Here is a 25,556-nt window from a genome sequence, read left to right on the forward strand (position 1 = left end):
AGATGACCAGGCTCCCCGACTTCCGACTCGAAACCTACTTCTCGCGCTGGGAGTTCAGCGCCCGCCACCACCTCGCCGCCTCCGACGCCCAGACCATGACGATGGCCGAACTCCTCGCCCTGGCCGGCCCCGAGGACCGCCGGGCCTGGGACGGCCTCGCCCTCGGCTACACCGAGACCTACGGCGATCCGGAGCTGCGCCGCGCCATCGCCGGGATGTACCAGGAGGTCGACGCCGACGACGTGCTCTGCTTCGGCGGCGCGCAGGAGGGGCTCAACCTCGCCATGCAGGTGCTCCTCGACCGGAGCGACCACGCCGTGGTGGTGACCCCCAACTACCAGTCCGCCGAGACCATCCCGCTCTCCCTCTGCGAGGTCACCGGCGTCGCCCTGGACGAGAAGGACGACTGGGCGCTCGACCTCGACGCGGTCACGGCCGCACTGCGCCCGAACACCCGGGTGCTGTCGGTGAACTTCCCGCACAACCCGACCGGCAAGGTCATCGCCGCGGCCGACTTCACGCGTCTGGTGGAGCTGTGCGACGAGCGCGGCATCCGGCTCTTCTCCGACGAGGTCTACCGCGGTCTGGAGCGCGACCCGGCCCGGGCGCTGCCGCAGGCCGCCGACCTCTCCGCGCGCGCCCTCTCGCTCAACGTCACCTCGAAGTCGCTCGGCCTGCCCGGCCTGCGGATCGGCTGGATCGCCTGCCGCGACCAGGAGTTGCGCTCCCGGCTGGAGCGGGCCAAGCACTACACCACGATCTGCAACTCGGCGCCGAGCGAGGTGCTGGCCCGCATCGCGATCAACGCCCGCGAGCAGATCCTGGCGCGCAACCGCGCGATCATCGCGGAGAACCTGCCGCGGTTCGACGCGTTCTTCGCCGAGTTCGGCGACCTCTTCGAGTGGCGCGCCCCGGACGGCGGCTGCGTCGCCTACCCGCGCTACCTCGGGGCGGACGGGGTCGAGGACTTCTGCACCGCGCTGGTCGAGCAGGCGGGCGTCCTGCTGCTGCCCGCGAGCATGTTCCACTCCGACCTGACGCCCGCTCCCGCCGACCGCTTCCGGATCGGCCTGGGGCGCCGCGATCCGGGCCCCGCCCTGGCGGCCTTCGGCGACTGGCTCCGCACGCGCTGACCGCCGGGCGCTGCCGGGAAGGAACGTGGGTCGGGCCCGTGCGGGAGGCGACTGCCTCCCGCACGGGCCCGCCGACCTCAGAGCTTCTGCCAGGCCGGCTTGGCGGCGTAGGTGTCGCGGAAGTAGTCGGCGAGCTTGAGGCCGGAGGCGGCGGCCTCGTCGACCACCACGGTGGCGTGCGGGTGGAGCTGCAGCGCCGAGGCGGGGACGGCGGCGGACAGCGGGCCCTCGACGGAGAGGGCGACGGCCTCGGCCTTGGCCTCGCCGGTGGCGAGCAGGACGAGGTGGCGCGCCTCCAGGATGGTCCCGATGCCCTGGGTGATGACGTGGTGCGGGACCTCGTCGAGGCTGTCGAAGAACCGGGCGTTGTCCTCCCGGGTCTGCCGGGTGAGCGTCTTGATCCGGGTCCGGGAGGCCAGCGAGGAGCAGGGCTCGTTGAAGCCGATGTGGCCGTCGGTGCCGATGCCGAGCAGCTGGAGGTCCACGCCGCCGGCCGCGGCCAGCGCGCGGTCGTAGGCGGTGGCCGCCGCGGCGATGTCCGTCGCGTTGCCGTCCGGGCCGAGGAAGGAGTCCTCGGTCAGGCCCAGCGGCTCGACGACCTCGCGCAGCACCACCGAACGGTAGGACTCGGGGTGGCCGGCGGGCAGGCCGACGTACTCGTCGAGCTGGCAGATGCGCGCCCGGGAGGCGTCGAGCCGGCCGTCGCGGACCCGCTCGGCGAGGGCCTGGTAGATCGGCAGCGGCGTCGAGCCGGTCGCCACGCCGAGCAGGGCCTCGGGCTTGCCGGTCAGCAGATCGGTGATCGCCGCGGCGATGAGTTCGCCGGCCGCTGAGGCGTCAGGGACGATCACGATTTCCATACTGGTCCACCGTTCTGAGCCGGGTGCTTGGTCTAGACCCTTGAGGTCTAGACCAGTTTGCCGTGAACGGGTGCCCCAGGTCCACTCGGGCCCTGGTCGGAGCCGCTCTGCCGGCCCCGGATCGCCGGGAGCCGACCTGCGAGGGCGCCGCATGCCGACGGGCCGGCCGCCGGGTGCGCTGGCGGCCGGCCCTGGAGCCGGGGCGCGGGCGCCCCGGCGGATGGGGTGGGTCGGGTCGATCGAGGGCCCCGGTGCTGGTGGAGCGGCGGGGTCCGTCAGAACGGGTTGGTGCAGGTGGTGACCTGCTGGGTCGCCTCCAGTGCCGGGCCGGCGGTGGCGCAGATGATCCGCAGGTCGGTGGTGACGACGCGCGGGGTGACCGCCTTCGCGGAGCCCAGGCGCACGGTGGTCGCGGAGGCGATCGTCTCCCACGGGCTGCCCCAGGCCTTCTGGGTCCGCACCTCGACCTGAACCATCGTCAACTGGCGCGGGTCGGCGGAGACCTGGGCGACACCGAAGAAGCCCTCACCGTCGTGCTGGTGCGAGATGCAGGGCTTGTTGAGCACGGAGGCGCAGGCCACCGCTTCGTTCTCGGTCGTCGCCGGGGCCGCGATGGCCGGTCCGGCCGCCAGGCCTGCTATCCCTGCCACCATCATCGTCACAGCTGCGATCCGAGCGCGCATGATATGAACCTCCTTGGAAATTAAGGGGATCTCACTCCTTGAGATGAGTCTTGCACAGAACGTGGACATGCCGTGTGTGTGTTGCGTCACACTCAAGGTGACCATTCAACTACGTGCTGCAACCACCCGTCGAGCGGTCGACGGACCGGCAGGTGGGCGGCCCGGGGGCAACTCGGCGACGCCCGGGTCGGGTTGGCGGTGTCCCTTCACTCGTCCGAGTGGCGAACTGCCGTCGGGGCGAATCGGGCCGTTAGCATCGACCCGAACCACGGAGGTGTCGGCGTGGACACGGTCATCGTGCAACTGCCCGACCGGGAGCCCGTGATGGCACCCGGCGAACCGCCCGGCCTGCTGCGGATGGGCCCCGGCGAGGCCGCGGCGTTCGGGCGCGGCGAGCCCGGCCGTCCGGCCCCCATCCCCCTGCCCGACCAGGGCGTCTCCCGGCGCGCGGGGGAGGTCACCGCCGCCGAGGACTACTGGCGGCTGTCCAACTTCAGCACCTCCGCCACCTACGTGGTGGAAAACCTGGAGGGCGCGGGCGAGCACGTCAAGGTGGCGCCCGGCCGGCTCGGCGCGCCCGTGCCGTTCGAGTTCTCCCGGGTGCTGCTGCCCGCCCTCGGCGAACCCGCCTGGTTCAAGGTCTTCGCCCCGCAGCACGCCTACCTGGAGGGCCGGCCCGGCGGCGTCGGCGGCGAACTCACCGTCAGCCCGTTCGCCCTCGACCCGACCGCCAAGTACTTCCTGGTGCTGCTCGCGCTCTGCGAGCCCCGGCTGCGCTCGCCCTCCGCCGCCGTCGTCCCCGGTGTGACGGAGGTGCTGGCCCGGCTGCGCGCCCTGCCCTCCTGCCACGGGCTGACCCGCTCGGCGGTCAACTACCACATCGACTACCTGGTGTGGACGAAGCTGCGGCTGCGCGAGCCCTACGAGGACGGCCCCGGCGGCGGCAAGCGCGAGGAACTCGCGGCCCTGGCGCTGAAGTTCGACCTCGTCCGGGAGGAGCACCTGGCCCTGCTCCCGCCCCGGCGCCCGGCCGCCCGACCGTGAGGCCCGCCGGCCAGGCGCCCGACGGGCAGCCGCCCGACGAGCCGGCGTCCGAGCAGTGGGTGCCGGAGAAGGACCAGCCCCCGCCGGACCAGCAGTTCGAGGTACCGGCCGGCTACCGGCTCGCGGGCTACCGCACCGGCGCCTACCTCGGGGCCGGCGCCTGGGGCGGCGTGTACGCGGCCGAAGGCCCCGACGGTGCCCCGGCCGCCGTCAAACTGCTCAGCCCCGCCCGGCTCAGCCCCGGCCAGCGGCGGACCATGACGGAGGTCGCCCGCAGCGAGATGCGCTTCAGCCGCCGCGCGGACCACCCCCACCTGATCCGCACCCTCGCCGTGACGGTCGTCGACGACCCGGCCCACCCCGGCCTGGACGGCGCCGTCGCCCTGGTGATGGAACGCGCCGCCCGCAGCCTCCAGGACGTCCTCGCCGCCGCCCGCCCCGGCACCCCGGTGCCCGGCGCCGGACGCGTCCTCACCGAGGTCTGCGCCGGGCTCACCCACATGCACCGGGGCGGCTGGGTGCACGGGGATCTCAAACCGGCCAACATCCTGCTGATGCCCGACGGCACCGCCAAGATCGCGGACTTCGGCCTCACCGCCGAACTGGAGGGCACCCACGCCTACACGCCGCCGCTCGGCTCGCCCGACCACGTCCCGCCCGAGTGGTGGTCCGAGCGCACCGGCGCGCGCGGCGTCGCGGTGCGCCCCAGCGCCGACATCTGGGCCTTCGGGGTGATCGCCCACCAGGTGCTCACCGGCGGCCTGCACCCGTTCCTCGGTGCCACCGCCCGGGCCCGCTCGCTGGCCGCCCAGGCGTACGCGCGCGGCGCGGCGCCGCTGCGGCTGGACGAGGCGCTGCCCGGGCCCTGGCGGGCCGTGGTCACCGCCTGCCTGGCCCCCGGGCGGGAGGAGCGGGCCCGCGCCGACCTCGCCGCGCTGGTCGCCCGGGCTGGCGCGCGTCCGGCCTGCCGCCGCGGCGGCGCCCTGCGGGCCGCCACCGGCCTGCTGGCCTGCGCCGTCACCGTCCTCGCCCTGACCGGGGCCCCCGAGCCGGAGGCCGCGGAGCATGGCGCGGCAGTACCTGCCGTGGGGTCGGCCGCCCACCCGGCCGCGCCCCCGCTGCCCGGCGCGATCCCGGCCGGCTCCGACGTCCCGGTGGCCTACCGCGGCATGATCGAGGTCGCCGCCCGGCGCTGCCCCGAGCCCGAGATCACCCCGGCGCTGCTGGCCGCGATGCTCAAGGCCGAGAGCGGCTTCGACCCGAACGCGGCCCGTCCCGAGACCGGCGAGTACGGCATCGCCATGTGGACGCCCGCCGTCTTCGACGCCTGGGCGAAGGCCGCGGCCCACGACGGCCCCAAGTCCTACCTGGATCCGGGCGACGCGATCGCCGCGATGGGCAACTACGTCTGCTGGCTGGACCAGCAGCTCAAGCACCGGGGCCTCACCCGCGACCTGCCGGCCCTGGTGACCGCCGCCTACCGGACCAGCGACAAGACCGTGGCGGCCGCCGGAGGCGTCCCGGAACGGGTCCGCCCGCACGTCGACAAGGTGCTCCGGTACCTCGCCGACTACGGCGGGTGAGCGGGCAAAACGGGATGAGTTGTACCACATCCCTACGTATCCCGGCGCGGGCAACCGGGTGGGCGGCCCCCGGTCTGGGATGCTCGGCGGCATGATCACGAAGCTCCGCGCGGCCGCCGCGCAATGGACCGTCGTCGTTCCGGTGGTGTCGTTCGTCGTCCTCGCCCTGACCTGGCACCGGGACCTGCCCGGTTGGGTGGTGGGCGTCGTCGCCTGCTTCCTGGCCGGCGCCGTGCTCGCCGCCGTGCACCACGCCGAGGTGATCGCGCACCGGGTCGGGGAACCCTTCGGATCGCTCGTGCTCGCGGTGGCGGTCACCGTGATCGAGGTCGCGCTGATCGTGACGCTGATGGCCGACGGCGGCTCCAAGTCCGCCACCCTGGCCCGGGACACCGTGTTCGCCGCCGTGATGATCACCTGCAACGGCATCCTCGGCCTGTCCATCCTGGTCGCCGCGATCAAGTACCGGACCGCCGTCTTCAACGCCGAGGGCACCGGCGCCGCGCTCGCCTGCATCGGCACCCTGGCGACCCTCAGCCTGGTGCTGCCGACCTTCACCACCAGCTCCCCGGGCCCGCAGTTCTCCACCACCCAGCTGGTCTTCGCGGCCACCGCCTCGATCGTGCTGTACGGGCTGTTCGTGACCACCCTGACCTTCCGGCACCGGGACTACTTCCTGCCGGTCACCCCCGAGGGCCGGGTGCTCGACGAGGAGGACCACGCCGCGCCGCCGACCGCCAGGGCCGCCTGGATCAGCCTGCTGCTGCTCGGCGTGGCCCTGGTCTCCGTGGTCGGCCTCGCCAAGGGCGTCTCGCCGACCATCGAGTCCGCCGTGGACGACGCCGGACTGCCGCACTCCGTCGTCGGCGTCGTGATCGCCCTGCTCGTCCTGCTGCCGGAGACCATCGCGGCGCTGCGCGCGGCCCTGCGCAACCGGTTGCAGACCAGCCTCAACCTGGCCCTCGGCTCGGCGCTCGCCAGCATCGGCCTGACCATCCCGGCCGTCGCGATCGCCTCCTCCTGGCTCTCCGGCCCGCTCGTCCTCGGCCTCGGCCCGGCGCACATGGTGCTGCTGACCCTGACCGTCGTGCTCGGCACCCTGACGGTCATCCCGCGCCGGGCCACCCCGCTCCAGGGCGCCGTGCACCTCGCCGTGCTGGCCGCCTACGTGGTGCTGGCGCTCAACCCCTGACGCCGCCGGTGGCAGTTCCACGGAGCCCCTGCCGTCCGACACCGCCGTCGGAGGCAGGGGCTCCGTGGTCTCCCGGGGGAGCGTGTCGGACGCGGCCCGCCGACGGGCCGGGCCCCGTCTCCGGCGCGGTGGTCAACGGCGGGCCCCGACCCGGCGGGTGACCGCGCAGCCGCCCCCGTGGCCGGTATTGACCGGTCATCGGGGCGGGCCCGCGTGTCGGGGCGGCGGGCGGGTGCCGTGGTTCTCTATCGTCCGTCTCGGACCGCCGAGTCCGGCCGCGTCCGAATGGCCCCGTCCGAACAACCTGTCCGAATGACCCTGTCCGAGTCCGTCCGGGCAGCCCTGCGGCCCCGTCGGGCCCGCAGTCGATCCGACCCCGTGGGAGTGCGTGATGCCCGGCCCAGAGCAGCAGGTGCCCGCAGACGGCGGCCGGGCCCCCCGGCCCGCCCGGACCGAGGAGAACGCCGACGTCATCGTGGTCGGCGCAGGCCCGGCCGGCTCCACCGCCGCCTACCACCTCGCCCGCACCGGCCTGGACGTCCTGCTGCTGGAGAAGTCCGCGTTCCCGCGCGAGAAGGTCTGCGGCGACGGCCTCACCCCGCGCGCCGTCAAGCAGTTGACCGACCTCGGCATCGACGTCTCCGAGCAGGCCGGCTGGCTGCACAACCAGGGGCTGCGGCTGATCTCGGGCCGGCGCGCGCTGGAGTTCGACTGGCCCGAGCTGTCCGCCTACCCCGGCCACGGACTCGTCCGCCGGCGCGCCGACTTCGACGAACTGCTCGCCCGCCGGGCCGCCTCGGCCGGCGCCCGGCTGATCGAACGGGCCAACGTGGCGGGCCCGTTGGTGGACGAGCGGAGCGGCCGGATCACCGGCGTCACCGCGAAGCTCGGCGACGAACGCCGGCCCGTCAGCTACCAGGCGCCGGTCGTGGTCGCCGCCGACGGCAACTCCACCCGCCTCTCCGTCGCGATGAAGCGCTACCGCCGCACCGACCGCGCCATGGGCGTCGCCTACCGCACCTACTTCACCACCCCCCGCCACCAGGACCGCTACCTGGAGGCCTGGCTCGACCTGCGCGACCCGGGCGACCCCGCCCGCCGCCTGCTGCCCGGCTACGCCTGGGTGTTCGGCATGGGCGACGGCACCGCCAACGTCGGCCTCGGGGTCCTCGACACCGCCCACGTCGACCTCGACTGGCGCGACCTGCTCCGCCGCTGGTGCGACAACCTGCCGCCCGCGTACGGCTACACCCCCGACGCCGTCACCGAGCCCGTCCGCGGCTCCGCCCTCCCGATGGGCCTCAACCGCCAACCCCACTACGCCGACGGCCTGTTGCTCATCGGTGACGCCGGCGGCACGGTCAGCCCCGGCACCGGCGAAGGCATCGCCTACGCGATGGAATCCGGCCGCTACGCCGCCGAGACCATCGTCCAGGCCCTCGCCCGGCGCACCGACCGCGGCCGCGAACTGGCCCTGCGCGCCTACCCGCAGGCGCTGCGCTCCGCCTACGCCGGCTACTTCGCGCTCGGCCGCCTCGCCGCCGACCTGCTCGGCCGGCCCAGGCTGCTCGGCGCGGCCGGCGCCGCCGGGCTCGGCCACCCGGCGCTGCTGAAGGTGGCGTTCCGGCTCATGGTCAACCTCACCGAGCCCAACTCCAAGGACGCCCTCGACCGGCTGCTCCACCTGGTCGGGCGGGTCGCGCCGGGGCGCTGACGGGGCCGGCCGTCCGGAGTGTCCGGCCGGTGCCGAACCGTTCATTCTTTCGGGTGAACCGGTCCGGCGTCCGGGGGTTGGCCGGAACCGGGGAATTCGGTGCGCCTTCGGCCAGGTCGTGTTGACGGATGATCAGCTGATCCGCTTGCCTGGTGCCGAAACGGACACGGAGGGTGAGCAGGACGCCCCCTCCGTGCGACCCCCCTCACGACGGAGACACCGTGCGCCTTCGCCTTCGCCTGCTCGTCGCGCCACTCGCCGCGGCCGCCGCCCTGATCGCCCCGAGCATCCCGGCCGCCGCGGCCGACACCGCCACCGCGGGCACCTCCGCCCGGGCCGCCACGCCCTCCGACGAGTGCTCCGCCGACTTCTACCAGGGTGACAAGCGGCTCGGCCCCGCCGACCTGCCCACCACCGGCCGGGTCGGCAGGGAACTCGTCGGGTACCAGCGCACCGGCTCCCTGAGCGAGCAGCAGTTCCTCACCACCTACTATGACCCGGCCGGCAACAACGGCGCCGGCGGCTGGATCTACCCGCCGTCCGACGGCTACGTCACCCTGCCCGACGGCACCCCGGTCGAGTTCGATCTCACGCTCTACCCGAACCAGAACATCGACCGCTACGGCAGCGAGTACGGCGCCTTCCTCGCCCCCGAGGGACTGCCCTACTCCACCCGCTCCATCCCGCCGCAGAGCCTCGACGGCACCCCGCCGGCGGGCTGCAACTACCACGACTACAAGGTGGTCAAGCCCTTCAAGGTGCACGCCGGCCCGATCGCCCCGTGGTTCGGCCAGCCCGGCTGGGGCCTGCAGTACCAGCTCGACGCGAGCCTGCTGCCCGGCGGCCCGGCCAAGCTGAACGTGCTCTGGCTGGTCGACAACGGGTACCTGTCCCGGATCGTCTGACCCGGCCGTCCGGGCGGCGCACGGCGGGCCCGCCGTGCGCCGCCCCGCTCACCGGACGTCCCGGGCGTCACCGCCGGGCCGCTCGACCACCGGCCGGGCCGCACGCCCCCGCCGGCCGGGCGGGGGCGGATTGCCGGCCGGGAAAATTCGCTGGCGGGCACCGGAGCGGGCGGGATAGGAAGGCCGGATGAGCACTACCGAGACCTCCGCCGAGCGGCGCGTCCTGCGGCCCGCCACCCTCGACCTGGGCGACGTCGCGCTGCGCCCCTGGGGCAGGGCCCTCGACGTGCCCGGCGGCACCGTCCCCGCCCTGGTGGCGGCCGCGGCCGACCCGGAGATCGCCCGCTGGAACCCGCTGCGCATCGCCGACCCGGCCGGCGCCGAGGCCTACCTCGACCGCTGCGACACCGGCTGGGCCGAGGGGCGCGCGGCCGCCTTCGCGATCACCGACGCCCTCGACGGGACCCTCCACGGCAACGCCTTCCTGGGCTGGACCGACCAGTCGGACGGCATCGCCACGGTCGGCTACTGGCTGCTCCCCACCGTCCGCGGCCGGGGCATCGCCACCCGCGCCGTCACCGCCGTCACCCGCTGGGCCGTCGCCACCGCCGACGCCCGCCGCATCGAGCTCTGGCACGCGGTCGGCAACGAGGCCTCCTGCCGCGTCGCCGACCGCGGCGGCTTCCGCCACGAGGGCACCACCCGGGCCTCCTACCGCTACGGCGACGGCGACTACGTCGACGAACACCTCCACGCCCGCCTCGCCACCGACCCGGACGCCGGGTAGCCGGGTTCGCCGACCGGCTGCCGCGCGGGTCCTCCCGGTGCCGGGAAACCGGTGGGCCGCAGGCTGCGCGCACGGCGGGGGAGCGGCCTAACCTGGAAGGGCGCGTACGGTGCGTGGCCCGGGAAGGGAAACGGTCGGCCATGACGGTGATCTCGGCGGCTCTCTTCGGTACCGATTGGCGCCCTGCGCCGCCCGGTTCCGCCGAACTGCTGCGCGAGTGCGCCGCCCGGGGCTGGACGGTCGTGCTGACCGGGCCCGGGCCGGGCGGGGCACCGGCCCTGACCGTGACCGCCCCCGGGCGTGACCCGGTGCGGGCCGCGCTGGAACTGGTCGGCGGCACACCGCCGCACGCCGTGGCGGTGGCCGGCAGCGTGCGCGAGGTGCTGGCCGCGCGGCGGGCCGGGGTGCCGTGCGTCGCCCTGGCGGCCGGTGCGGACGCCGGCCCCGAGCTGAGGGCGGCGGGTGCGGTCGAGGTCCACCGCGACGCCGACGCCCTGCTGCGCGTCCTGGACGACAGCCTGCTGGCCCGGCCCCGGGCCTTCGGCCCCGTGGGCGCCGCCGCCGGCGCCGCACCACACGCCGCAACCGGCGGCCCCCTGAGCGGTTAGCGCCTGCCCGTACCGGGCAACCGCCCGGGTGCGAGCACGTCACCGGAAGTGTCGGAGGTGACCGAGATGGACGGACCCGCGTTGAGCGGATGGGAGCGACGGCTCCTTGAGGAGATCGAGTCCGATCTGCGCCAGGACACGCGCCTCGACCGGAAGTTGAGCACGATGGGCGCCAAGTCGCCGAGCCGGGCCCGGCGCGTGCTGCGCGGCGTCGGGCGCCGCCTGTCCGCCGGGGTGGTGCTGACCGCCCTGGTGATGTCCGCGATCTGCCTCAGCATCGGCGTGCGGACCCCGACCACCGCGGTGCTGACCGCCCTCGGGCTGGTGTGGGCGGCCTCGGTGGCGGCGGCGATCGCCACCTCGGCGCTGCTGCGCCGCCGGGCCGCGGGCCGGGGTGAGGGCCGGGACCGGGCTGCGGGCCGGGACCGGGGCGAACACCGTGCCGCACCCCCCGACCGGGACGAGCGCCGCGAACGCCGCCCCTGGGACCAACCGGAGGCGTGATGACCACCGACCTGTGGGAGTACCGTCCGGGACCCCACCACGCTGCCGACCTGAACCTGACCGGGTACGAGGTGCAGGCCACCGACGGCCCGCTCGGCCGGGTCGAACAGGACACCGGGGACCACCTGCTGATCGACGCCGGGCCCTGGGTGGCGGGCACCCGGCTGTCCGTTCCGGTCGGTCTGGTGTCGCGGATCGACCACCTGGAGCTGACCGTCCACCTGGACTGCCCGCGCGCCCGGCTCAGCCCCGCCCCGGCCGCCGCCGTCCACCTGGGTTCCGCCTGCGACCCACACCGGCGCTGAGCCATGGGCTGGCCGTCCACCACGCTCACCGGCCGGACGATCGCCTTCCTGGTCGCGCCGTACGGGGCGGAGCAGGTCGAGCTGACCTCGCCGTGGCAGGCGGTGGCCGAGTCCGGCGGCACCCCGCGGTTGCTGTCCACCGGGCCCGGCCGCGTCCAGGCCGTCCGGCACCGAGCCCCGGGCGACACCTTCGCCGTCGACCTCCTCGTCGCCGGGGCGCGGCCGTCCGCCTTCGACGGCCTGGTCCTGCCCGGCGGCGTCGCGAGCCCCGACGCGCTACGGCTGGACGAGGCCGCGGTGGTCTTCGTCCGCGCCTACTGCGCCTCCGGCCGCCCGGTCGCCGCGATCTGCCACGCCGCCTGGACCCTGATCGAGGCCGACGCCGTCCGCGGCCGCACCCTCACCTCCTGGCCGAGCCTGCGCACCGACCTGCGCAACGCCGGAGCCCACTGGGTGGACGAGGAGGTGCACGTCTGCCGCGCCGGCCCCGGCCCCCTCGTCACCAGCCGCCGACCCGCCGACCTGCCGGTCTTCAACGACACCCTGGTCACCGAGTTCGTCCACGCGGCGAAGCGGCGGAAGGGGTGAACCCGCTTCCCGCCCCGGGGAGTTCCCGGCGTGCCCGGCGCGAGCCGCGCAGGGGGGTCAGTCGCCGCGCAGCCGGACGAAGGCGGCGACGGGTGGGCGGCCGGTGAGGGTCAGTTCGGCGCGCAGCGGTCCGGTGAGGGGGTGGACCGGGCCGTGCTCGGGGTCGGTGACGGGCGGGCCGGCGAGGGGACCGACGGCCTCGGCGACCTCGCGGGCCTGGACCGGGGTGAGCCGGGGAGTGCTGAGGAGCACCCGGCCGTCGTCGAGTTCGAGGACGAGGGCGTGCGGACGGGAGGCCGGACCGGTGAAGGCGCGGACGGTGGCGTCGAGGGTGTCGCTGCGGCGGTACTTGACCCAGGCACGGCCGGTGCCGCGCGGGCGGTAGGGGGAGCCGGCGGCCTTGCAGACCAGGCCCTCGACGCCGGTGTCGGCGAGGCGGGCCATCCAGTCCAGCGCCTCCGTGCGGTCGGTGGTGGCCAGTACCGGCTGGATCGGCGGAGGGACGTCGGCCAGCGCGGCGAGCAGCAGCCGGCGCCGGTCGGTGAGCGGCAGCCGGCGCAGGTCGCGGCCCGGCAGGGCGAGCAGGTCGAAGGCGATCAGGCCGAGGACGACGTCCGGGGCGGCGGCCCGGGCCCGGCGGGTGCGCAGCAGTTCCCCGAAGGCGAACCGGCCGGCCCGCCAGGCGACGAGTTCGGCGTCCAGCACCAGCCCTTCGGGCAGCCGGGCGACGGCGGCGGCGATCGGCGGGAACTCGGGGGCGAGGTCGCGGCCGGTACGGGACTGCAGGACGGGCGGGCGGGCGCCGCGGGCGAAGGCGACGCAGCGGAAGCCGTCCAGCTTCAGCTCGTACTGCACGCCCGCGCCGCCCAGGCCGTCGGCGGGCGGGACGGCGGTGACGGCGGCGGGGCGCATCACCTCGACGGGCGGGTGGAGCACCTGGCGGGGCTGCTCCTGCCGGGTCGCCGGGCCGGTGGGGAGCGGCCGGGCCCGCTCCGGGTCCAGCAGCGGCGCGAACAGGTCGCCGTGGGCGGCGAGGCGCTCCGGCACCTCGGCGAGGGTGAACACCAGGTCGTCCGCCGTGCCGGCGCGCTCCAGCTCGGCCCAGGTCAGCGGGGTGGAGACGGTCGGCAGCGGCCGGGCCCGGAGGGTGTACGGCGCGGCGGTGGTCTTCCTGGCGTTGTTCTGCGACCAGTCGACCAGCACCCGGCCGGCCCGCCGGGCCTTCGCCATGGTGTGCACCACCAGCTCCGGGCGGTCGCCCTCCAAGGCGGCGGCGAGCGCCTTCGCGTACGCCGAGACCCGGGTGCTGGGAGTGGGCTCGATCGGGACCAGCAGGTGCAGGCCCTTGGAGCCGGAGGTCTTCACCCACGCCGCCAGGCCGTCCGCCGCGAGCCGCTCGCGCAGCAGGACGGCGACGGTGCGGCAGGTGAGGACGGACGCGCCCGCACCGGGGTCGAGGTCCAGGACGAGGCGGTCGGCGAGCCCGGGCGCAGCCGCGTGCCACTGCGGGACGTGCAGTTCCAGACAGCCCAGGTTGGCGGCCCAGAGCAGCGCGGCACCGTCGTCGAGGACCACCTGGCGCAGGTCGCCGCCGCTGCTCGGCACCTCGACGGTGCGCACCCAGCGCGGGGTGCCGGCCGGCGGGTTCTTGGCGATGAACACCTCGGCCTCCACGCCGTCCGGGCAGCGCAGGAAGGAGACCGGGCGGTCGCGCAGGTGGGGGAGCAGGGCGCCGTGCACGGCGGCGTAGTAGCGCAGCACCTCGCCCTTGAGGGTGCCGGTGCGCGGGTAGTACACCTTGTCGAGGTGGGAGAGCGCGAGGGTGCGCCCGTCCACCGTGAGCTGAGGCATGGGTGCTCCCCGGAGCCTGGGTGGGCCTGTGCGTGGCCCCCGCAGCCAGTCTGCCCGGGCGGCGGCGGGGGCGCAGCCGGTCCACCGGGGGTCGGAGGCGGGCCGCTCACCCCCGCGCGGGGGCGGCGGGCCGCGGCGCACCCCGGTAGGTGCCGAAGTACCACTGGTTGCCCTCCGGGTCGGCGGCGGCGAAGTCGCGCGAACCGTAGTCCGTCTCGGTGAGCGCGGTGGTGATCCGGGCCCCGGCGGCGACGGCGCGGTCGTGCACGCCGTCCGGGTCCGCGGTGACCACGTACGCGGTGAAACCGCCCGGCCGGCCCGGGCAGGGCGCAACGCCCTCGGGCGTCTCCCGGTCCGAGCCGAGCATCACGCCGCCGCCCTCCGGCCAGGCCAGTTCGGCGTGGGCGACGAACCCGCCCTCACCGTAGGCGACGACCTCCTGGAAGCCGAAGGCGTCGACCAGGAAGCGGATCAGGGCCCGGGCGTCGGTGGCGCGCAGGCTGGGCCAGACCTGCGGGGCGGGGGCGGTGCCGTCCATGGCTGTCTCCTCGGGGGGCTCGGGTTGCTTACGCCTCCCACTCTGCGGCCGCCGCACCCGCCCCGCCTTGGACGTTTCGGAACTTCGCCTCCTCCGGCCCCTCCGCCGCCAGCCACGCGCTCGGCGCGGCCCCGGCCAGGGCACGGAACTCCCGGGCCAGGTGCGCCTGGTCGAAGTACCCGCAGCGGACGGCCAGGTCGCCGAGCCGGGGCGGCGGCGAGGCGGCCAGCAGATGGCGGGCCCGGTCGAAGCGGATCACCCGGGCGGCGGCCTTCGGCGTCAGACCGGTCTCCCGGCGGAACCGCTCCTGGAGGTGCCGGGTGCTCCAGCCGGTCTCCCGGCCCAGCGCCGCCACCGGCAGGGTGCCGTTGCTGCGCCGCAGCGCCCGCCAGGCCCAGCCGACCTCCGGCGGCACCTGCCCGGACGGGCGGGCGGCCCGCAGCAGCGTCCGGTCCAGCACGGCGAAGCGCTCGGACCAGGTGCGCGCGGACTGCAACTGCTCCTGGAGGCGCGGGCCGAGCTGCCCCAGCACCTCCTCCGCCGGGAGGTCGATCCCGGCCAGCTCGCCGGCGGGCAGCCCGAACAGCGCCCGGGCGGCCAGCGGGTGCACGGCGATCTGCACGCCGGACTGCCGGCCGTCGTGGGTGATCAGCGCCGGGCCGGTGTGCAGGCCGCCGAGCAGCGTCGGGTAACTGCCGGGCGGCTGCGCCGGGTCGGGGTGCCCGGTGATCACCAGCGGCTCGTCCAGGGTGAGGATGAACGTCAGGTACGGGGACGGCAGGCCGCGGTGCAGGGCGGGCGGGATGCCGCGCTGGCGGTACCCGGAGTACCAGGCCACGTACGGGCGCAGCGCGGGCGCGGGCCGGGCGCGGACGGCTTCGTCGACCAGGTCGGCGTCGGTGTCGGCGGCCGTGTCTGCGGCCTCGTCGGCTGTGGCTGCGGCCGCGGGCCCGGTTGCGCCGGCTGCGGACGTCTCGGGGGTTTCCGTCGTCACGTTCCCAGTATCGGCGGCCGGTGGCGAGCGTGCCGCGCGGCGGGGGCGGGCGTCTTGGACAAATGCGCACCGGGGCCGCCGAGTTCGGCCGCTCTGCGGGCGTCCCGGTGGGCGCCCCCGGCGAGGCGGCCGTCTCGCCCAGCGGATCATCCTTTCTTGCCAGGCGAGATGGGCGCACACTGGCGGGCATGGGAAAGCAGTACGAGAGCATCGACGGCAGGCTGCGGGAGTTCATCGAACGGCAGCCCCTCTACTTCGTCGCGACCGCGCCCCTCTCCACCGACGGGCACGTCAACGTCTCGCCCAAGGGCCGCTCCGGCACGCTCGTGGTGATCGACGAACTCACCCTCGCCTACCTGGACTTCGGCGGATCCACCGCCGAGACGATCGCCCACCTGCGGGAGAACGGCCGGATCACGCTGATGTGGTGCGCCTTCGACGGCCCGCCGACCGTGGTGCGGGTGCACGGCCGGGGCGAGCCGGTGTTCCGTGACGACCCGCGCTTCGCCGGGCTGTTGGGCCGCTTCGACCCGGCCGTCGACGGCTCCGGGTTGCGTGCGATCGTGCTGGTGCGGGCCGAACGGGTCAGCGACTCCTGCGGGTTCGCCGTCCCGCTGATGGACTACCGCGCCGACCGCGAACTGCACGCGCAGTTCTTCGGCCGCAAGGACGAGGAGGAGTTCAGCACCTACTGCGAGGGCAAGCAGTACGTCGGCACCAGCATCGACGGCCTCCCTGCTCTCCCGCTGCCGCTCCCGCCCCGACCGGACAGGACCTAGCAGGCCGTCAGGCCCGCGTTACGGGCAGGGTTCCTCGACGCGCATCGCGGTCAGGCCGATCGCCTGCCCGGTCAGCACCTCTCCGGCCGCCGGGCTCTGCCCGCACACCCGCCACTCCCACTGCACCACCACGACCCGCCCCCGCGGACCGGCGTCCCGCACGCTGACCGGGTACCACAGGGGCAGCAGCGCCCGTGCCGCCAGGACGGTCTGGCCGCGCAGCTCGGGCATCGGCGGGTGGGGCGGGCTGGGTGCGGGGATCGCGTAGCCGGGCCGGTCGTCCGGCGGCAGCGTGCGGCCGGGATCGGTGTGCGGATCGCAGGCGGCCAGCCCGAGCGAGGACACGAGCACGAGCAGGGCCCAGGTGCGGCGCATGGTCCCCCCGGTGGAATTCGCCTACGGTCCCGGCGAACCGACCGTACCTGCCGTGCGGTGCGCCGGGTCGGTTCGTGACCGGCTCGCGGCCGGACCGTCGCCACCTCGGTACGCTCCGGGGCCCCGGGCAAGCTCGTGCCGGAGCGGAACGGCGCCGCCGGACTCGCTACGGAAGGCATTCATCCGGTTGCCCTGAGTGTCGGACGGGGGGAGCGTGATGGTCATGATGCGAACCCTGCGTGCCGCCGCCCTGGCCGCGCTCTCCCTAGTACTCGTGGCCTGGCCGGCTCAGGCCGTCACCGCCCCGCGCGCGGAGCGGTCGGGGACCGCGCGGCTGTCCGTCGAGCTCTGCCCGCCCCGGGGCCCGGTGGTCCCGGGCGAGAACGGGACCCTGGAGGTGCGCGTCACCAACCAGGGCCCGGCGGCGACCACCGATCCGACCCTGGTGGTCGTCCACCTGCCCCCGCCGGGCGTGGTGAAGTCGGCCGACCCGCCGGTGGAGCTGACGTACTTCGGGACGGGCAGCTCCTATTCCGTCCCGGCCGGCCTGGCGCCGGGGGCCACGTCCGTGGAGCGGCTGTCGCTGTACGTCGCGCCGATCACCTCGCCGTTCACCACCATCAGCGGTGACGTGCAGGCCTTCTACCCGGGCGACCCGGACCAGTCCGGCCACACCACGCCGTACAGCTTCACCACCGCCGACACCCGGGCCCACTTCATGGTCGGCGCCTCCTCCGCCTGGCAGGCCGGGCACCCGGTGCCGCAGCCGGGCGACCTCACCGGCGCACCCGGGGCCACCATCGACCTGCCGCTGTGGGTGTACAACGCGGGTCCGTCGTACTCGACCCACCCGATCGACGTGCGGATCACCGTGCCGGAGCACACCACGCTGACCGGCCCGACGCCGTACGACTGCACGGCCGCCGGGCCGCGGACCCTGACCTGCCACTACGGGGTCGGGCCGCGCTACCAGGACGCGATCTTCATCGACCCGGCCGTGGTGATCGATCCGGCGACGACCGCCGGCCAGGTGCTGTCCGGCGGGACGCTGGACGTGTCCGGTCAGGAGGACTGCCCCTCGCCCGACTGGCACACCGACTTCTCGGTGACGGTGGCGGCCGGCCCGCCCGGCGGCGGCCCGGAACGGGCCCCGGTCCGGTAGCCCGACCGCCGCCCGTGGGCGCGGCCCGCAGGCCGGCGCGTGCGGTCGGCCGCAGCGGGCGGGAACGCGACGACGCCGCCGCACCCGGGGAGGGTGCGGCGGCGTCGGGGGCCCGGGACAGGCGGGCCGGGGGGTGGGGACTACTTGCCCAGGCCGGCCTTGACGGAGCAGATCGGCCAGGCGCCGGGGCCCTGGGCGGCGAGGACCTTCTCGCCGATGGCGATCTGCTGCTCCTTGGTGGCCTGGTGGGCCTGCGGGGCGTACGCGGTGCCGCCGAAGGCGGCCCAGGTGCTGGAGGTGAACTGCAGGCCGCCGAAGAAGCCGTTGCCGGAGTTGACGGCCCAGTTGCCGGTGGCCTCGCAGGAGGCGACCTTGTCCCAGACGGTGGCCGGCGCGGCGGAGGCGCTGGTGGCCGTGACGAGGCCGGCGACCGGCAGGGCGGTGATCGCCCCGGCCATCAGAGCCATCCGGACGCGGTTGCGGCGCTTCGGGGTGGCGGTGGTGGTGGCAGCGGCAGTCTCGTTACGGAAGGTCATGCGGTTCCTTTCGGAGGAGGCTGCGAGCGCGCGGAACCAGGCCCTCGGAAGGCCGTTGGTTTCGGGGGACACGTCACTCGCGTGGTCCGGCACCGTTCCGGTTCCGGGGCGGTGAAGCCGACCGGAGCGGAGTGCTTGGTGCAACGGATTCGAAGGTACGGGGGCGGTTGAGGCGGTTTCAAGGATTTGGAGGTTTAGGCACGTCAGGGGGCCGTTACCGGGCGTAAGGATCAAGGAAATGACATGATTTGGCCCGATTTGCCACCATTTGCAAGATCAAACCACCCGCCGAAGTGGCCTGCGTCACGCCGAAAGTCGTGTGAGCCCGCCCACATCGTCGACAGCGCGTGACGTCCCACCAGCCCCCGGTGTCGAAATCGCCGCACCGCCCGGCGCCCCGGGTGGCCCGCGCCACAACCCTCACCGGGAGGGCCCCCTCCGGTCACGCACGGTGGCGGGCATAGCCTCGGGGCCATGAGCAACGAGAGCGATGCAGAGGACGTGGAGGCCGTCGGCGGCGCCGGGGAGCCCAGGGCGGCAGCGGCCCCCGCGGGCTTCGAACTGGGGACGGACGGGCCCAAGGTGATCCTGGCGGGGCTGGACGGCTCCGACTCCTCCTGGCGCGCCACCGCCTACGCCGCCGGGCTGGCCCGCCGCCAGGGCGCCACCCTCGCGGTCGCGTACGTCCAGCCGATCCTGGGCGCGGCCACCGCGCTGGCCGGGGCCGTGGTGGAGGAGACCACTCAGGAGATCGCCGACGAGCTGCTGACCGCCCTGCGCGAGGCCGAGCACCACGTGAAGGAGGTGTGGCGGGTGGAATGGCGCTTCCTCACCATGCGCGGCGACCCCTATACGGGGCTGGCCAAGCTCGCGGACGAACTGCGCGCCGACGCCGTCGTGGTCGGCGCCTCCGAGCAGGCCGGGCACCGGGTGATCGGCTCGGTCGCCGTCCGCCTGGTGAAGGCGGGCCGCTGGCCGGTCACCGTGGTGCCGTAGCGCGGCCGGGCCGCCCGGCAGGGGGCCGGGTGGCGGCGGGTAGGGTGCGTGACCATGACGGAAACGCCGGGCGCGCACCCCACCGGGCCCGCCCACCCGACCGGCAGCGACCTGCACCTCGACCTCCCCGCCGTCGGGGGCCGCCGTGCCGCGCTGATGGCGGCCCTGCGCGAGGCGATCCGCAGCGGCCGGCTCGCCCCCGGCACCCGACTGCCGCCGTACCGCGCGCTCGCCGCCGACCTCGGGCTGGCCCGCAACACCGCCGCCGAGGCGTACGCCGAACTCGTGGCGGAGGGCTGGCTGACCGCCCGTCAGGGCTCCGGCACCGCCGTCGCCGAGCGCGCCGAGCCCGTCCCGCCGAGCCCGTCCCCCCGACCCTCCGTGCGGCCGGGGCCCGTCCACGACCTGCGCCAGGGCCGGCCGGACGCCGCGTCCTTCCCGCGCGCCGCCTGGCTGGCCGCCGCCCGCCGGGCCCTGACCGCGGCGCCCAACGAGGCCTTCGGGCCCGGCGATCCGCAGGGGCGGCGCGAACTGCGCACCGTCCTCGCCGACTACCTGGCCCGCGTCCGCGGGGTGCGCACCGACCCGGACCGGATCGTGGTCTGCTCGGGCTTCGCCCACGCGCTGCGGCTGCTGTTCGCCGGCGGGGCGCCCGCCCTGCCGCCCGAGTCGACCGGGCCGCTGGCCGTCGAGGCGTACGGGCTGGGGTTCCACCGCGGGCTGCTGGCCGCCGCCGGGGTCGTCACCGTGCCCCTTCCGGTCGACGAACACGGCGCCAGGCTCGGCGGATTGGCGCACCGTCAGGACGTCCGGACGGCCCTGCTCACCCCCGCCCACCAGTTCCCGACCGGCGGACCGCTGCACGCCGGCCGCCGCGCCGCCGTGGTCGACTGGGCGCGCGGGCGCGGCGGCCTGCTGTTGGAGGACGACTACGACGGCGAGTTCCGCTACGACCGCCAGCCGGTCGGCGCCGTCCAGGGGCTCGACCCCGAGCGGGTGGTCTACCTCGGCTCGGTCAGCAAGAGCCTGTCACCGGCGCTGCGGCTCGGCTGGATGGTGCTGCCGGACCATCTGGTCGACCGGGTGCTCGCCGCCAAGGGCGAACGCGAGGGCTGGGCCAGCGCGTTGGACCAGCTGACCCTCGCCGAGCTGATCGACTCCGGCGGCTACGACCGGCACGTGCGGCGGATGCGCCGCCGCTACCGGGAGCGCCGCGACCAGCTGGTGGCCGCGCTGGCGGGGAGCGCCCCGCACATCGGGGTCTCCGGCGTCGCGGCCGGCCTGCACGCCGTCCTGCGGCTGGAGCCCGGCACCGAGCACGCGGTGCTCCAGGCCGCCGCCCGCCGGGGCCTGGGCCTGGACGGGCTCGCCGACTACCGGCACCCGGGGATCGGCCCGGAGGCCATGCCGGCCATGGACGGCCTGGTCGTGGGCTACGCCACGCCGCCCGACCACGCCTACCCGGCGGCGCTCGCCGCGCTCTGCGACATCCTGCCGCCGCCCGCCTGAACCGGCCGGGCCCGGGGCGGCCGGACCGGCACCGGCCTGCCGGGCGACCGGCTCCGGGTGGCCGTCCGGGGCGGCGGGCGAAGCATAGGGCCCCGGGCGGGGCGGTGGGGGCGGAACGCAGCCGGGGTGGTCCGCGGTGTCCGCCCCCGACTCGTGCGTCGGTACGGACCGGGGCGGAGCGGGGCAACGGAACCGGTACCGCGCCCTACGCTCCTTGGTCATGCGCAGAACACATTTGAGCCGTGTCGCCCTCGCCGCGTGCCCGGCCCTCGCCGTCGGTCTGCTCCTCTCCGCCACACCCGCCCAGGCCGACACCCCGCTGCCGTTCACGGCCGTATCCGACCGGCAAACGACCGTCCGGGGCGGCGAGTTCACCCTGACCCTGACGCTCAGCAACCCGTACGACACGCCGATCCAGTTCGTGTACCAGAGCGTTCAGCCGACCTACCAGACCAGTCTGGAGAACGGCCTCAAGTTCACCGCCACGGCCTGCGGCACCCAGACCAACGGCTGCAGCGACAACGTCCACGGCGGGATCGCCCGGTACAACGTGCCGCTCGCCCCCGGTGCCACGAGCAGCTTCACGGTCACCTACACCGTGGCGCCGGACTCGACCTGCGGGGCGGCGACCAGGATCGACTTCTACTCCTACCTGTACTACGAGTACAAGGGGGGCGAGGCCAAGAACTCCGGCATCGTCGGCATCCCCGGCAGTCAGATCGCCTGCGCCTGACGCATCGCCCGACCGGCGCTCCCTCGCCGCTTCCCCGTCGCACCCCCACTGCGCATCCCCGATCCCCCGTCAGGTGCCGGCCGCCCCCGTCCCGGCACCTGACGGGCCGTTCGCGTGCCCGGATCCCGGTGGCGGGCCGATGCCCGTGGTCGGGGCGCCGCTGACCGGCCCCGTTGCGTCGGCCCCGTTGTGCCGGCCCCCCGTTGACGACCCGCTCCCGCCGATGTCGTACGGGAGGTACGCCGCCTGTCCGCTGCCCGCTGTCCGCGCGCGGGGGTCGGTCGCGCGGGATCCGCGGCGGGGAACGGATGTTCTCGCGACCCGGGGCCCGAGCGGAATGGGACTGCTTCAGATTCACCCTATCGGGGGGTAGTCGGCCTCCGTGCGGGCCCGGTCGGGCGCTGGTGATCTAGGGTTCCCGATGGGCCGCCGGGAGACGGTGGCCGTGATCGCGATGAATCGCCAACACCCCCATCGATACGCGTGTCTGATGAGCCGTCATGGCATCAGTCGGGGTGGATCGGGGCGACCCCGTCGCCGTCCTTCCCTGACCGCGTGATCCGACCAGATGAATGGAGACCCCTGCCGATGCCCGTGGACACGAGCCCGGAGACAGCGCAGGTCCCGCAGCAGTCCAGCCTCACGACGGCCGCTGCCCGCAACCTCGCCACCACGACCAAGTCCGCACCGCAGATGCAGGAGATCACCTCCCGCTGGCTGCTCAAGGTGCTTCCCTGGGTACAGGCCGCCGGCGGCGCCTACCGTGTCAACCGACGGCTCACCTACACCGTCGGCAACGGTGTGGTCGAGTTCATCAAGACCGGCTCCCAGGTCCGGGTGATCCCCGCCGAGCTGGGTGAGCTCGCCCTGCTGCGCGGCTTCGAGGACGAGGAGGTGCTGACCGCCCTCGCCGACCGCTGCGAGCAGCGCGACTTCGGCCCCGGCGAGGTGCTCACCACCCAGGGCGGGGCCGCCGACCGGATCTTCCTGATCGCGCACGGCAAGGTCAACAAGATCGGCACCGGCAAGTACGGCGACGACACCGTGGTCGGCGTGGCCGGCGACGGCGACCGCTTCGGCGATGACGCCCTGCTGGACCCGGACGCCGTCTGGGAGTTCACCGCCACGACCGCCACCGCCGGCGTCGCGCTCACGCTGACCCGCCGTGACTTCGCCGCCATCCGGGACAACTCGCCGAGCCTCCAGGAGCACCTGCTCGGGTTCCTGGCCCTGCCGCAGCAGGCCCAGAACGAGCGCGGCGAGGCCGAGATCGCCATGTCGGCCGGCCACCACGGTGAGTTCGAGCTGCCCGGTGCCTTCGTGGACTACGAGCTCAAGCCCCGCGAGTACGAGCTGAGCGTCGCGCAGACCATCCTCAAGGTCCACACCCGCGTCGCCGACCTGTACAACGAGCCGATGAACCAGATCGAGCACCAGCTCCGGCTGACCATCGAGGCGCTGCGCGAGCGCCAGGAGCACGAGCTGGTCAACAACCCGGAGTTCGGCCTGCTCAACAACGCCGACTTCGACCAGCGGATCCAGACCCACTCCGGCCCGCCCACCCCGGACGACCTGGACGAGCTGCTCAACCGCCGCCGCGACCCCGACTACCTGCTCGCCCACCCGCGGACGATCGCCGCGATCGGCCGCGAGTTCAACGCCCGCGGCCTGTACCCCCACCACGTCGACCTCGGCGGGCAGCAGGTGCCGGCCTGGCGCGGGGTGCCGATCCTGCCGTGCAACAAGATCCCGATCACCAAGGAGAACACCAGCTCCATCCTGGTGATCCGTACCGGTGAGGACAACCAGGGCGTCATCGGCCTGCACCAGAACGGCATCCCGGACGAGTACCAGCCGTCGCTGTCGGTCCGCTTCATGGGCATCGACGAGAAGGCGATCATCTCCTACCTGGTCAGCGCCTACTACTCGGCCGCGATCCTGGTGCCGGACGCGGTCGGCGTCCTGGAGAACGTCGAGATCGCGCACCGCCGCCACTGAGGACGGCCGACAACGGGGCCGGGCCGTAACCGGCCGGCTCGAAGATCGTTTGACCTGATGACGGACGGCCCGCCCCTGGAAGGCGGGCCGTCCGCCTGATCGTGCCTCATCACGTCTGATCGCGCCTGCCCGCGTCCTCCTGCGGGCCGGGCGGATCGCCCTGTTCTGATCCCGTCCCCGGCGACCCGAGAGGTGAGTGGAGCCCATGCCGCAGCGCCGGCAGTCCCGACGGATATCGCTGGACGGCGGTGGGGGTGCGGCCTCCGGTCGGCGGACCAGGCTGATCGGCGCCGCGGTCGGAGTGGTCGCGATGTGCGCCCTGGTCGGCGGCGCCTCGGCGTCCGGCACCGAACACCACGGCGGGGAGCAGCAGCACGGCACGACCGTCGACTCCTGCGTCTGCACCGCGACGGACGTGTCGGTGCAGGTCGGGCCGGGCGGGGACGTGAACGTCGGGGTCGACGTGGACGTCCAGGTCGGCGTCACCGTCGCCCCGACGGCCGACGCGCGACACCAGGGGCCCGGGCTCCCGCACCGGCACCACCCTTGCCGCACGCCGAAGGCCGTGCCCGGACCGGCCTCACCACGGCCCTCGGACACCACGGGGGTCCGTGGGCAGCCCGGCCGCCCGGACGACGAGCACGGCGGGTACGGGGGCCACGACGGGGACTGGTGGCACGGGGACTGGTGGCACCACCACCATCACCACCCGCACCCCTGCCCGAGCCCCACACCGACGTCGACCCCGACGTCGAGCCCCACCCGCACGCCCAGCCCGACGGCGACCCCGACGCCGAGTGCCACGCCGACGCCTTCGCCGACGTCGAAGCCCAGTCCGACTCCGGCACCCGTCCCCACGCAGTCGCCGACCCCCGCGCCGACAACGCCGGCTCCCAGCAGGACACCTGGGCCCACCCCGCCGCCGGCGGCACCCGCGCCGAACCCGCCCGCACCCCCGGCGCCGGACCCGGTGGCACCCGCGCCCCCACCGGACCCGGTGGCCCCCAGCCCGGACGCGCCGAGCCCGGTGCGCCCGAGCCCGCTGTGGCCGACCCCGGCGGCGCAGCCCGTGTACCACGTGCGGGCGGCGCAGCCGCCGGTCCCGCCGCAGCACCACCACAACGCCCCGGCGACGACCACCATGCTGCTGGTCACCGTGCCCGCCATCCTGGCGGCGGCGGCCCTGCGCCCGGGCCGTGGACGCGGCCGCGGCCGTTCCGGGCGGTCCTGACCGCCCCACCGAGGCGGCCCGCCCCGGCCCCCGGTCCGGCCCTGGAGCCCGACCTGCCTGGCCCGGGGCCGGCCTCGATCCTTTGTTCCGTCACAAGCCGAGCCAGAGAAGGGAGTTCCCATGTCCGAATGGTTGGCGTTGGCCATCGCGATGGCGGCGGCCTGTGCCGTCGTGGTGGCGGTGGTGGTGCTGCGGCACCGCCGGGTGGGCACCGAGAAGAACGTCGACGAGACCCCGGACGTCATCGACTACATCACGATGATGATCGGCGTGGTCTACGCGATCGTCCTCGGCCTCGCCCTCGCGGGTGTCTGGGAGGCGCGCGGCGCCGCCCAGGACGACCTGTTCCGGGAGGCGCAGTCGTTGCAGGAGGTGAGCGACCGGGCGGTGGTCTACCCGGCCGAGTTCCGCGACCAGGTCCGGGCCGACGTGGACGCCTACGTCTCGTACGTGGTGAAGGTCGAGTGGGACTACATGCGCAAGAACGGGGAGATCTCCGACAAGGGCACCGAACTGCTGGACAAGCTGCGGGTGGACGTCGCCACCCGGCCGCCGGCCTCCGAGCTGGAGTCGCAGTCCTACCAGCCGATCATGGACCGGATCAGCCAGGCCGACGACGCCCGCAACTCGCGCGGGCAGAACGCCGGGCCGACCATGCCCGGGGTCGTCTGGTTCGGCCTGATCACCGGTGCCGTGGTGACCGTCGGCATGCTGTTCGCGCTGCAGATCCGGCGCACGCCGAGGGAGTTGATCCTGGCGGGCTGCTTCAGCGCGCTGATCGCGTTCCTGCTGTTCATGATCTGGGACTTCGACGATCCGTTCGGCCGGAGCGTCTCGGTGACCACCCAGCCGTTCGTCGACCTGTTCCCCTCCCTCGGGCTCAAGGGCTGAGCAGGGCCCGCCGAACCTCGCCGAAGCGGGTGGGCCCGCGCGGAGATCCGCGCGGGC

26 protein-coding genes and 1 pseudogene are annotated in these 25,556 nt (G+C 74.8%); 19 read left to right on the forward strand and 8 right to left on the reverse strand.

Annotated elements, in window-relative coordinates; translation table 11 throughout:
* Positions 1-2 precede the first annotated feature (2 nt).
* Positions 3-1,133, forward strand: coding sequence for a pyridoxal phosphate-dependent aminotransferase (locus tag AB0P03_RS22925; RefSeq protein ID WP_363630526.1), 1,131 nt, complete (start codon positions 3-5; stop codon positions 1,131-1,133).
* A 77-nt stretch (positions 1,134-1,210) separates the two neighbouring features.
* Here the strand turns inward: AB0P03_RS22925 and AB0P03_RS22930 are convergent, their stop codons facing one another.
* Both AB0P03_RS22930 and AB0P03_RS22935 read right to left on the reverse strand, forming a co-directional pair.
* Positions 1,211-1,993: a glucosamine-6-phosphate deaminase gene (locus AB0P03_RS22930; RefSeq protein WP_363586446.1), complete on the reverse strand. Its 783-nt coding sequence runs from the start codon at positions 1,991-1,993 to the stop codon at positions 1,211-1,213.
* 275 nt (positions 1,994-2,268) lie between these two features.
* Positions 2,269-2,676, reverse strand: a complete 408-nt coding sequence (locus tag AB0P03_RS22935; RefSeq protein ID WP_363630528.1) for a hypothetical protein — start codon at positions 2,674-2,676, stop codon at positions 2,269-2,271.
* A 282-nt stretch (positions 2,677-2,958) separates the two neighbouring features.
* On the opposite strand from AB0P03_RS22935, the gene AB0P03_RS22940 reads away from it, so the two are divergent.
* From AB0P03_RS22940 to AB0P03_RS22985, 10 genes are all read left to right on the forward strand, one after another.
* A complete protein-coding gene (locus AB0P03_RS22940) occupies positions 2,959-3,720 on the forward strand; it encodes a serine/threonine protein kinase (RefSeq protein WP_363586444.1) in 762 nt (253 codons plus the stop codon).
* Entirely contained in the window at positions 3,717-5,303 is a 1,587-nt protein-coding gene (locus AB0P03_RS22945; RefSeq protein ID WP_363630529.1) for a serine/threonine-protein kinase, read from the forward strand. Before AB0P03_RS22940 ends, AB0P03_RS22945 begins: the two co-directional genes overlap by 4 nt.
* 91 nt (positions 5,304-5,394) lie before the next feature.
* Entirely contained in the window at positions 5,395-6,495 is a 1,101-nt protein-coding gene (locus AB0P03_RS22950) for an ionic transporter y4hA (protein WP_363586442.1), read from the forward strand.
* Between the two features lie 391 nt (positions 6,496-6,886).
* Positions 6,887-8,209, forward strand: a complete 1,323-nt coding sequence (locus AB0P03_RS22955) for a geranylgeranyl reductase family protein (protein WP_363586441.1) — start codon at positions 6,887-6,889, stop codon at positions 8,207-8,209.
* Between the two features lie 221 nt (positions 8,210-8,430).
* The gene (locus AB0P03_RS22960) at positions 8,431-9,114 is read left to right on the forward strand and encodes a TNT domain-containing protein (RefSeq protein ID WP_363586440.1); all 684 of its coding nucleotides are present in this window, start codon (positions 8,431-8,433) and stop codon (positions 9,112-9,114) included.
* Positions 9,115-9,301: 187 nt separating this feature from the next.
* The gene (locus AB0P03_RS22965) at positions 9,302-9,901 is read left to right on the forward strand and encodes a GNAT family protein (protein ID WP_363587435.1); all 600 of its coding nucleotides are present in this window, start codon (positions 9,302-9,304) and stop codon (positions 9,899-9,901) included.
* Between the two features lie 140 nt (positions 9,902-10,041).
* Complete coding sequence (locus AB0P03_RS22970) at positions 10,042-10,509, forward strand: hypothetical protein (protein ID WP_363587437.1); 468 nt, start codon at positions 10,042-10,044, stop codon at positions 10,507-10,509.
* 66 nt (positions 10,510-10,575) lie between these two features.
* Positions 10,576-11,013 carry a hypothetical protein gene (locus tag AB0P03_RS22975; RefSeq protein WP_363630531.1) on the forward strand — a complete coding sequence of 146 codons (438 nt, stop codon included), beginning with the start codon at positions 10,576-10,578 and terminating at the stop codon, positions 11,011-11,013.
* Entirely contained in the window at positions 11,013-11,318 is a 306-nt protein-coding gene (locus AB0P03_RS22980; RefSeq protein WP_363587441.1) for a PRC-barrel domain containing protein, read from the forward strand. Before AB0P03_RS22975 ends, AB0P03_RS22980 begins: the two co-directional genes overlap by 1 nt.
* Positions 11,319-11,321: 3 nt before the next feature.
* On the forward strand, positions 11,322-11,906 hold the full coding sequence (locus tag AB0P03_RS22985; protein WP_363587443.1) for a type 1 glutamine amidotransferase domain-containing protein: 585 nt from the start codon (positions 11,322-11,324) through the stop codon (positions 11,904-11,906).
* A gap of 57 nt (positions 11,907-11,963) precedes the next feature.
* Here the strand turns inward: AB0P03_RS22985 and AB0P03_RS22990 are convergent, their stop codons facing one another.
* The 4 genes and pseudogenes from AB0P03_RS22990 to AB0P03_RS23005 all read right to left on the reverse strand — a co-directional run bounded on the left by AB0P03_RS22990 (position 11,964) and on the right by AB0P03_RS23005 (position 15,289).
* Positions 11,964-12,818, reverse strand: coding sequence for a DNA ligase (locus AB0P03_RS22990; RefSeq protein WP_363587508.1), 855 nt, complete (start codon positions 12,816-12,818; stop codon positions 11,964-11,966).
* A gap of 60 nt (positions 12,819-12,878) precedes the next feature.
* Positions 12,879-13,757 (reverse strand): annotated as a pseudogene (gene ligD, locus AB0P03_RS22995) (non-homologous end-joining DNA ligase); the annotation flags it as partial.
* A gap of 106 nt (positions 13,758-13,863) precedes the next feature.
* Positions 13,864-14,295, reverse strand: a complete 432-nt coding sequence (locus tag AB0P03_RS23000; protein WP_363617305.1) for a VOC family protein — start codon at positions 14,293-14,295, stop codon at positions 13,864-13,866.
* A gap of 28 nt (positions 14,296-14,323) precedes the next feature.
* Complete coding sequence (locus AB0P03_RS23005) at positions 14,324-15,289, reverse strand: helix-turn-helix domain-containing protein (RefSeq protein WP_363630532.1); 966 nt, start codon at positions 15,287-15,289, stop codon at positions 14,324-14,326.
* A gap of 188 nt (positions 15,290-15,477) precedes the next feature.
* Here AB0P03_RS23005 and AB0P03_RS23010 point away from each other — a divergent pair, with 188 nt between their 5' ends.
* On the forward strand, positions 15,478-16,068 hold the full coding sequence (locus tag AB0P03_RS23010; RefSeq protein ID WP_363630533.1) for a pyridoxamine 5'-phosphate oxidase family protein: 591 nt from the start codon (positions 15,478-15,480) through the stop codon (positions 16,066-16,068).
* A gap of 18 nt (positions 16,069-16,086) precedes the next feature.
* On the opposite strand, the gene AB0P03_RS23015 is transcribed toward AB0P03_RS23010, so the two are convergent.
* Entirely contained in the window at positions 16,087-16,443 is a 357-nt protein-coding gene (locus tag AB0P03_RS23015) for a hypothetical protein (protein WP_363587449.1), read from the reverse strand.
* A 223-nt stretch (positions 16,444-16,666) separates the two neighbouring features.
* On the opposite strand from AB0P03_RS23015, the gene AB0P03_RS23020 reads away from it, so the two are divergent.
* A complete protein-coding gene (locus tag AB0P03_RS23020) occupies positions 16,667-17,605 on the forward strand; it encodes a hypothetical protein (protein ID WP_363630535.1) in 939 nt (312 codons plus the stop codon).
* A gap of 140 nt (positions 17,606-17,745) precedes the next feature.
* On the opposite strand, the gene AB0P03_RS23025 is transcribed toward AB0P03_RS23020, so the two are convergent.
* On the reverse strand, positions 17,746-18,141 hold the full coding sequence (locus tag AB0P03_RS23025; RefSeq protein ID WP_363617297.1) for a transglycosylase family protein: 396 nt from the start codon (positions 18,139-18,141) through the stop codon (positions 17,746-17,748).
* A gap of 474 nt (positions 18,142-18,615) precedes the next feature.
* Between AB0P03_RS23025 and AB0P03_RS23030 the strand changes: the two genes are divergently transcribed.
* The 6 genes from AB0P03_RS23030 to AB0P03_RS23055 all read left to right on the forward strand — a co-directional run bounded on the left by AB0P03_RS23030 (position 18,616) and on the right by AB0P03_RS23055 (position 25,499).
* Positions 18,616-19,137, forward strand: a complete 522-nt coding sequence (locus tag AB0P03_RS23030; protein ID WP_363587455.1) for a universal stress protein — start codon at positions 18,616-18,618, stop codon at positions 19,135-19,137.
* Positions 19,138-19,191: 54 nt separating this feature from the next.
* Complete coding sequence (locus AB0P03_RS23035; protein WP_363630537.1) at positions 19,192-20,646, forward strand: PLP-dependent aminotransferase family protein; 1,455 nt, start codon at positions 19,192-19,194, stop codon at positions 20,644-20,646.
* 220 nt (positions 20,647-20,866) lie between these two features.
* On the forward strand, positions 20,867-21,379 hold the full coding sequence (locus tag AB0P03_RS23040) for a hypothetical protein (protein WP_363587458.1): 513 nt from the start codon (positions 20,867-20,869) through the stop codon (positions 21,377-21,379).
* A 588-nt stretch (positions 21,380-21,967) separates the two neighbouring features.
* Positions 21,968-23,377 (forward strand): family 2B encapsulin nanocompartment shell protein, encoded by a 1,410-nt coding sequence (locus AB0P03_RS23045; protein WP_363587460.1) that lies wholly within the window; start codon positions 21,968-21,970, stop codon positions 23,375-23,377.
* Positions 23,378-23,582: 205 nt separating this feature from the next.
* Positions 23,583-24,608, forward strand: a complete 1,026-nt coding sequence (locus tag AB0P03_RS23050; protein WP_363630539.1) for a hypothetical protein — start codon at positions 23,583-23,585, stop codon at positions 24,606-24,608.
* A 120-nt stretch (positions 24,609-24,728) separates the two neighbouring features.
* A complete protein-coding gene (locus AB0P03_RS23055) occupies positions 24,729-25,499 on the forward strand; it encodes a DUF4239 domain-containing protein (RefSeq protein ID WP_063350621.1) in 771 nt (256 codons plus the stop codon).
* Positions 25,500-25,556 lie beyond the last annotated feature (57 nt).

Source organism: Kitasatospora sp. NPDC088779 (genome assembly GCF_040685395.1).
In the GTDB taxonomy this organism is placed as follows: domain Bacteria; phylum Actinomycetota; class Actinomycetes; order Streptomycetales; family Streptomycetaceae; genus Kitasatospora.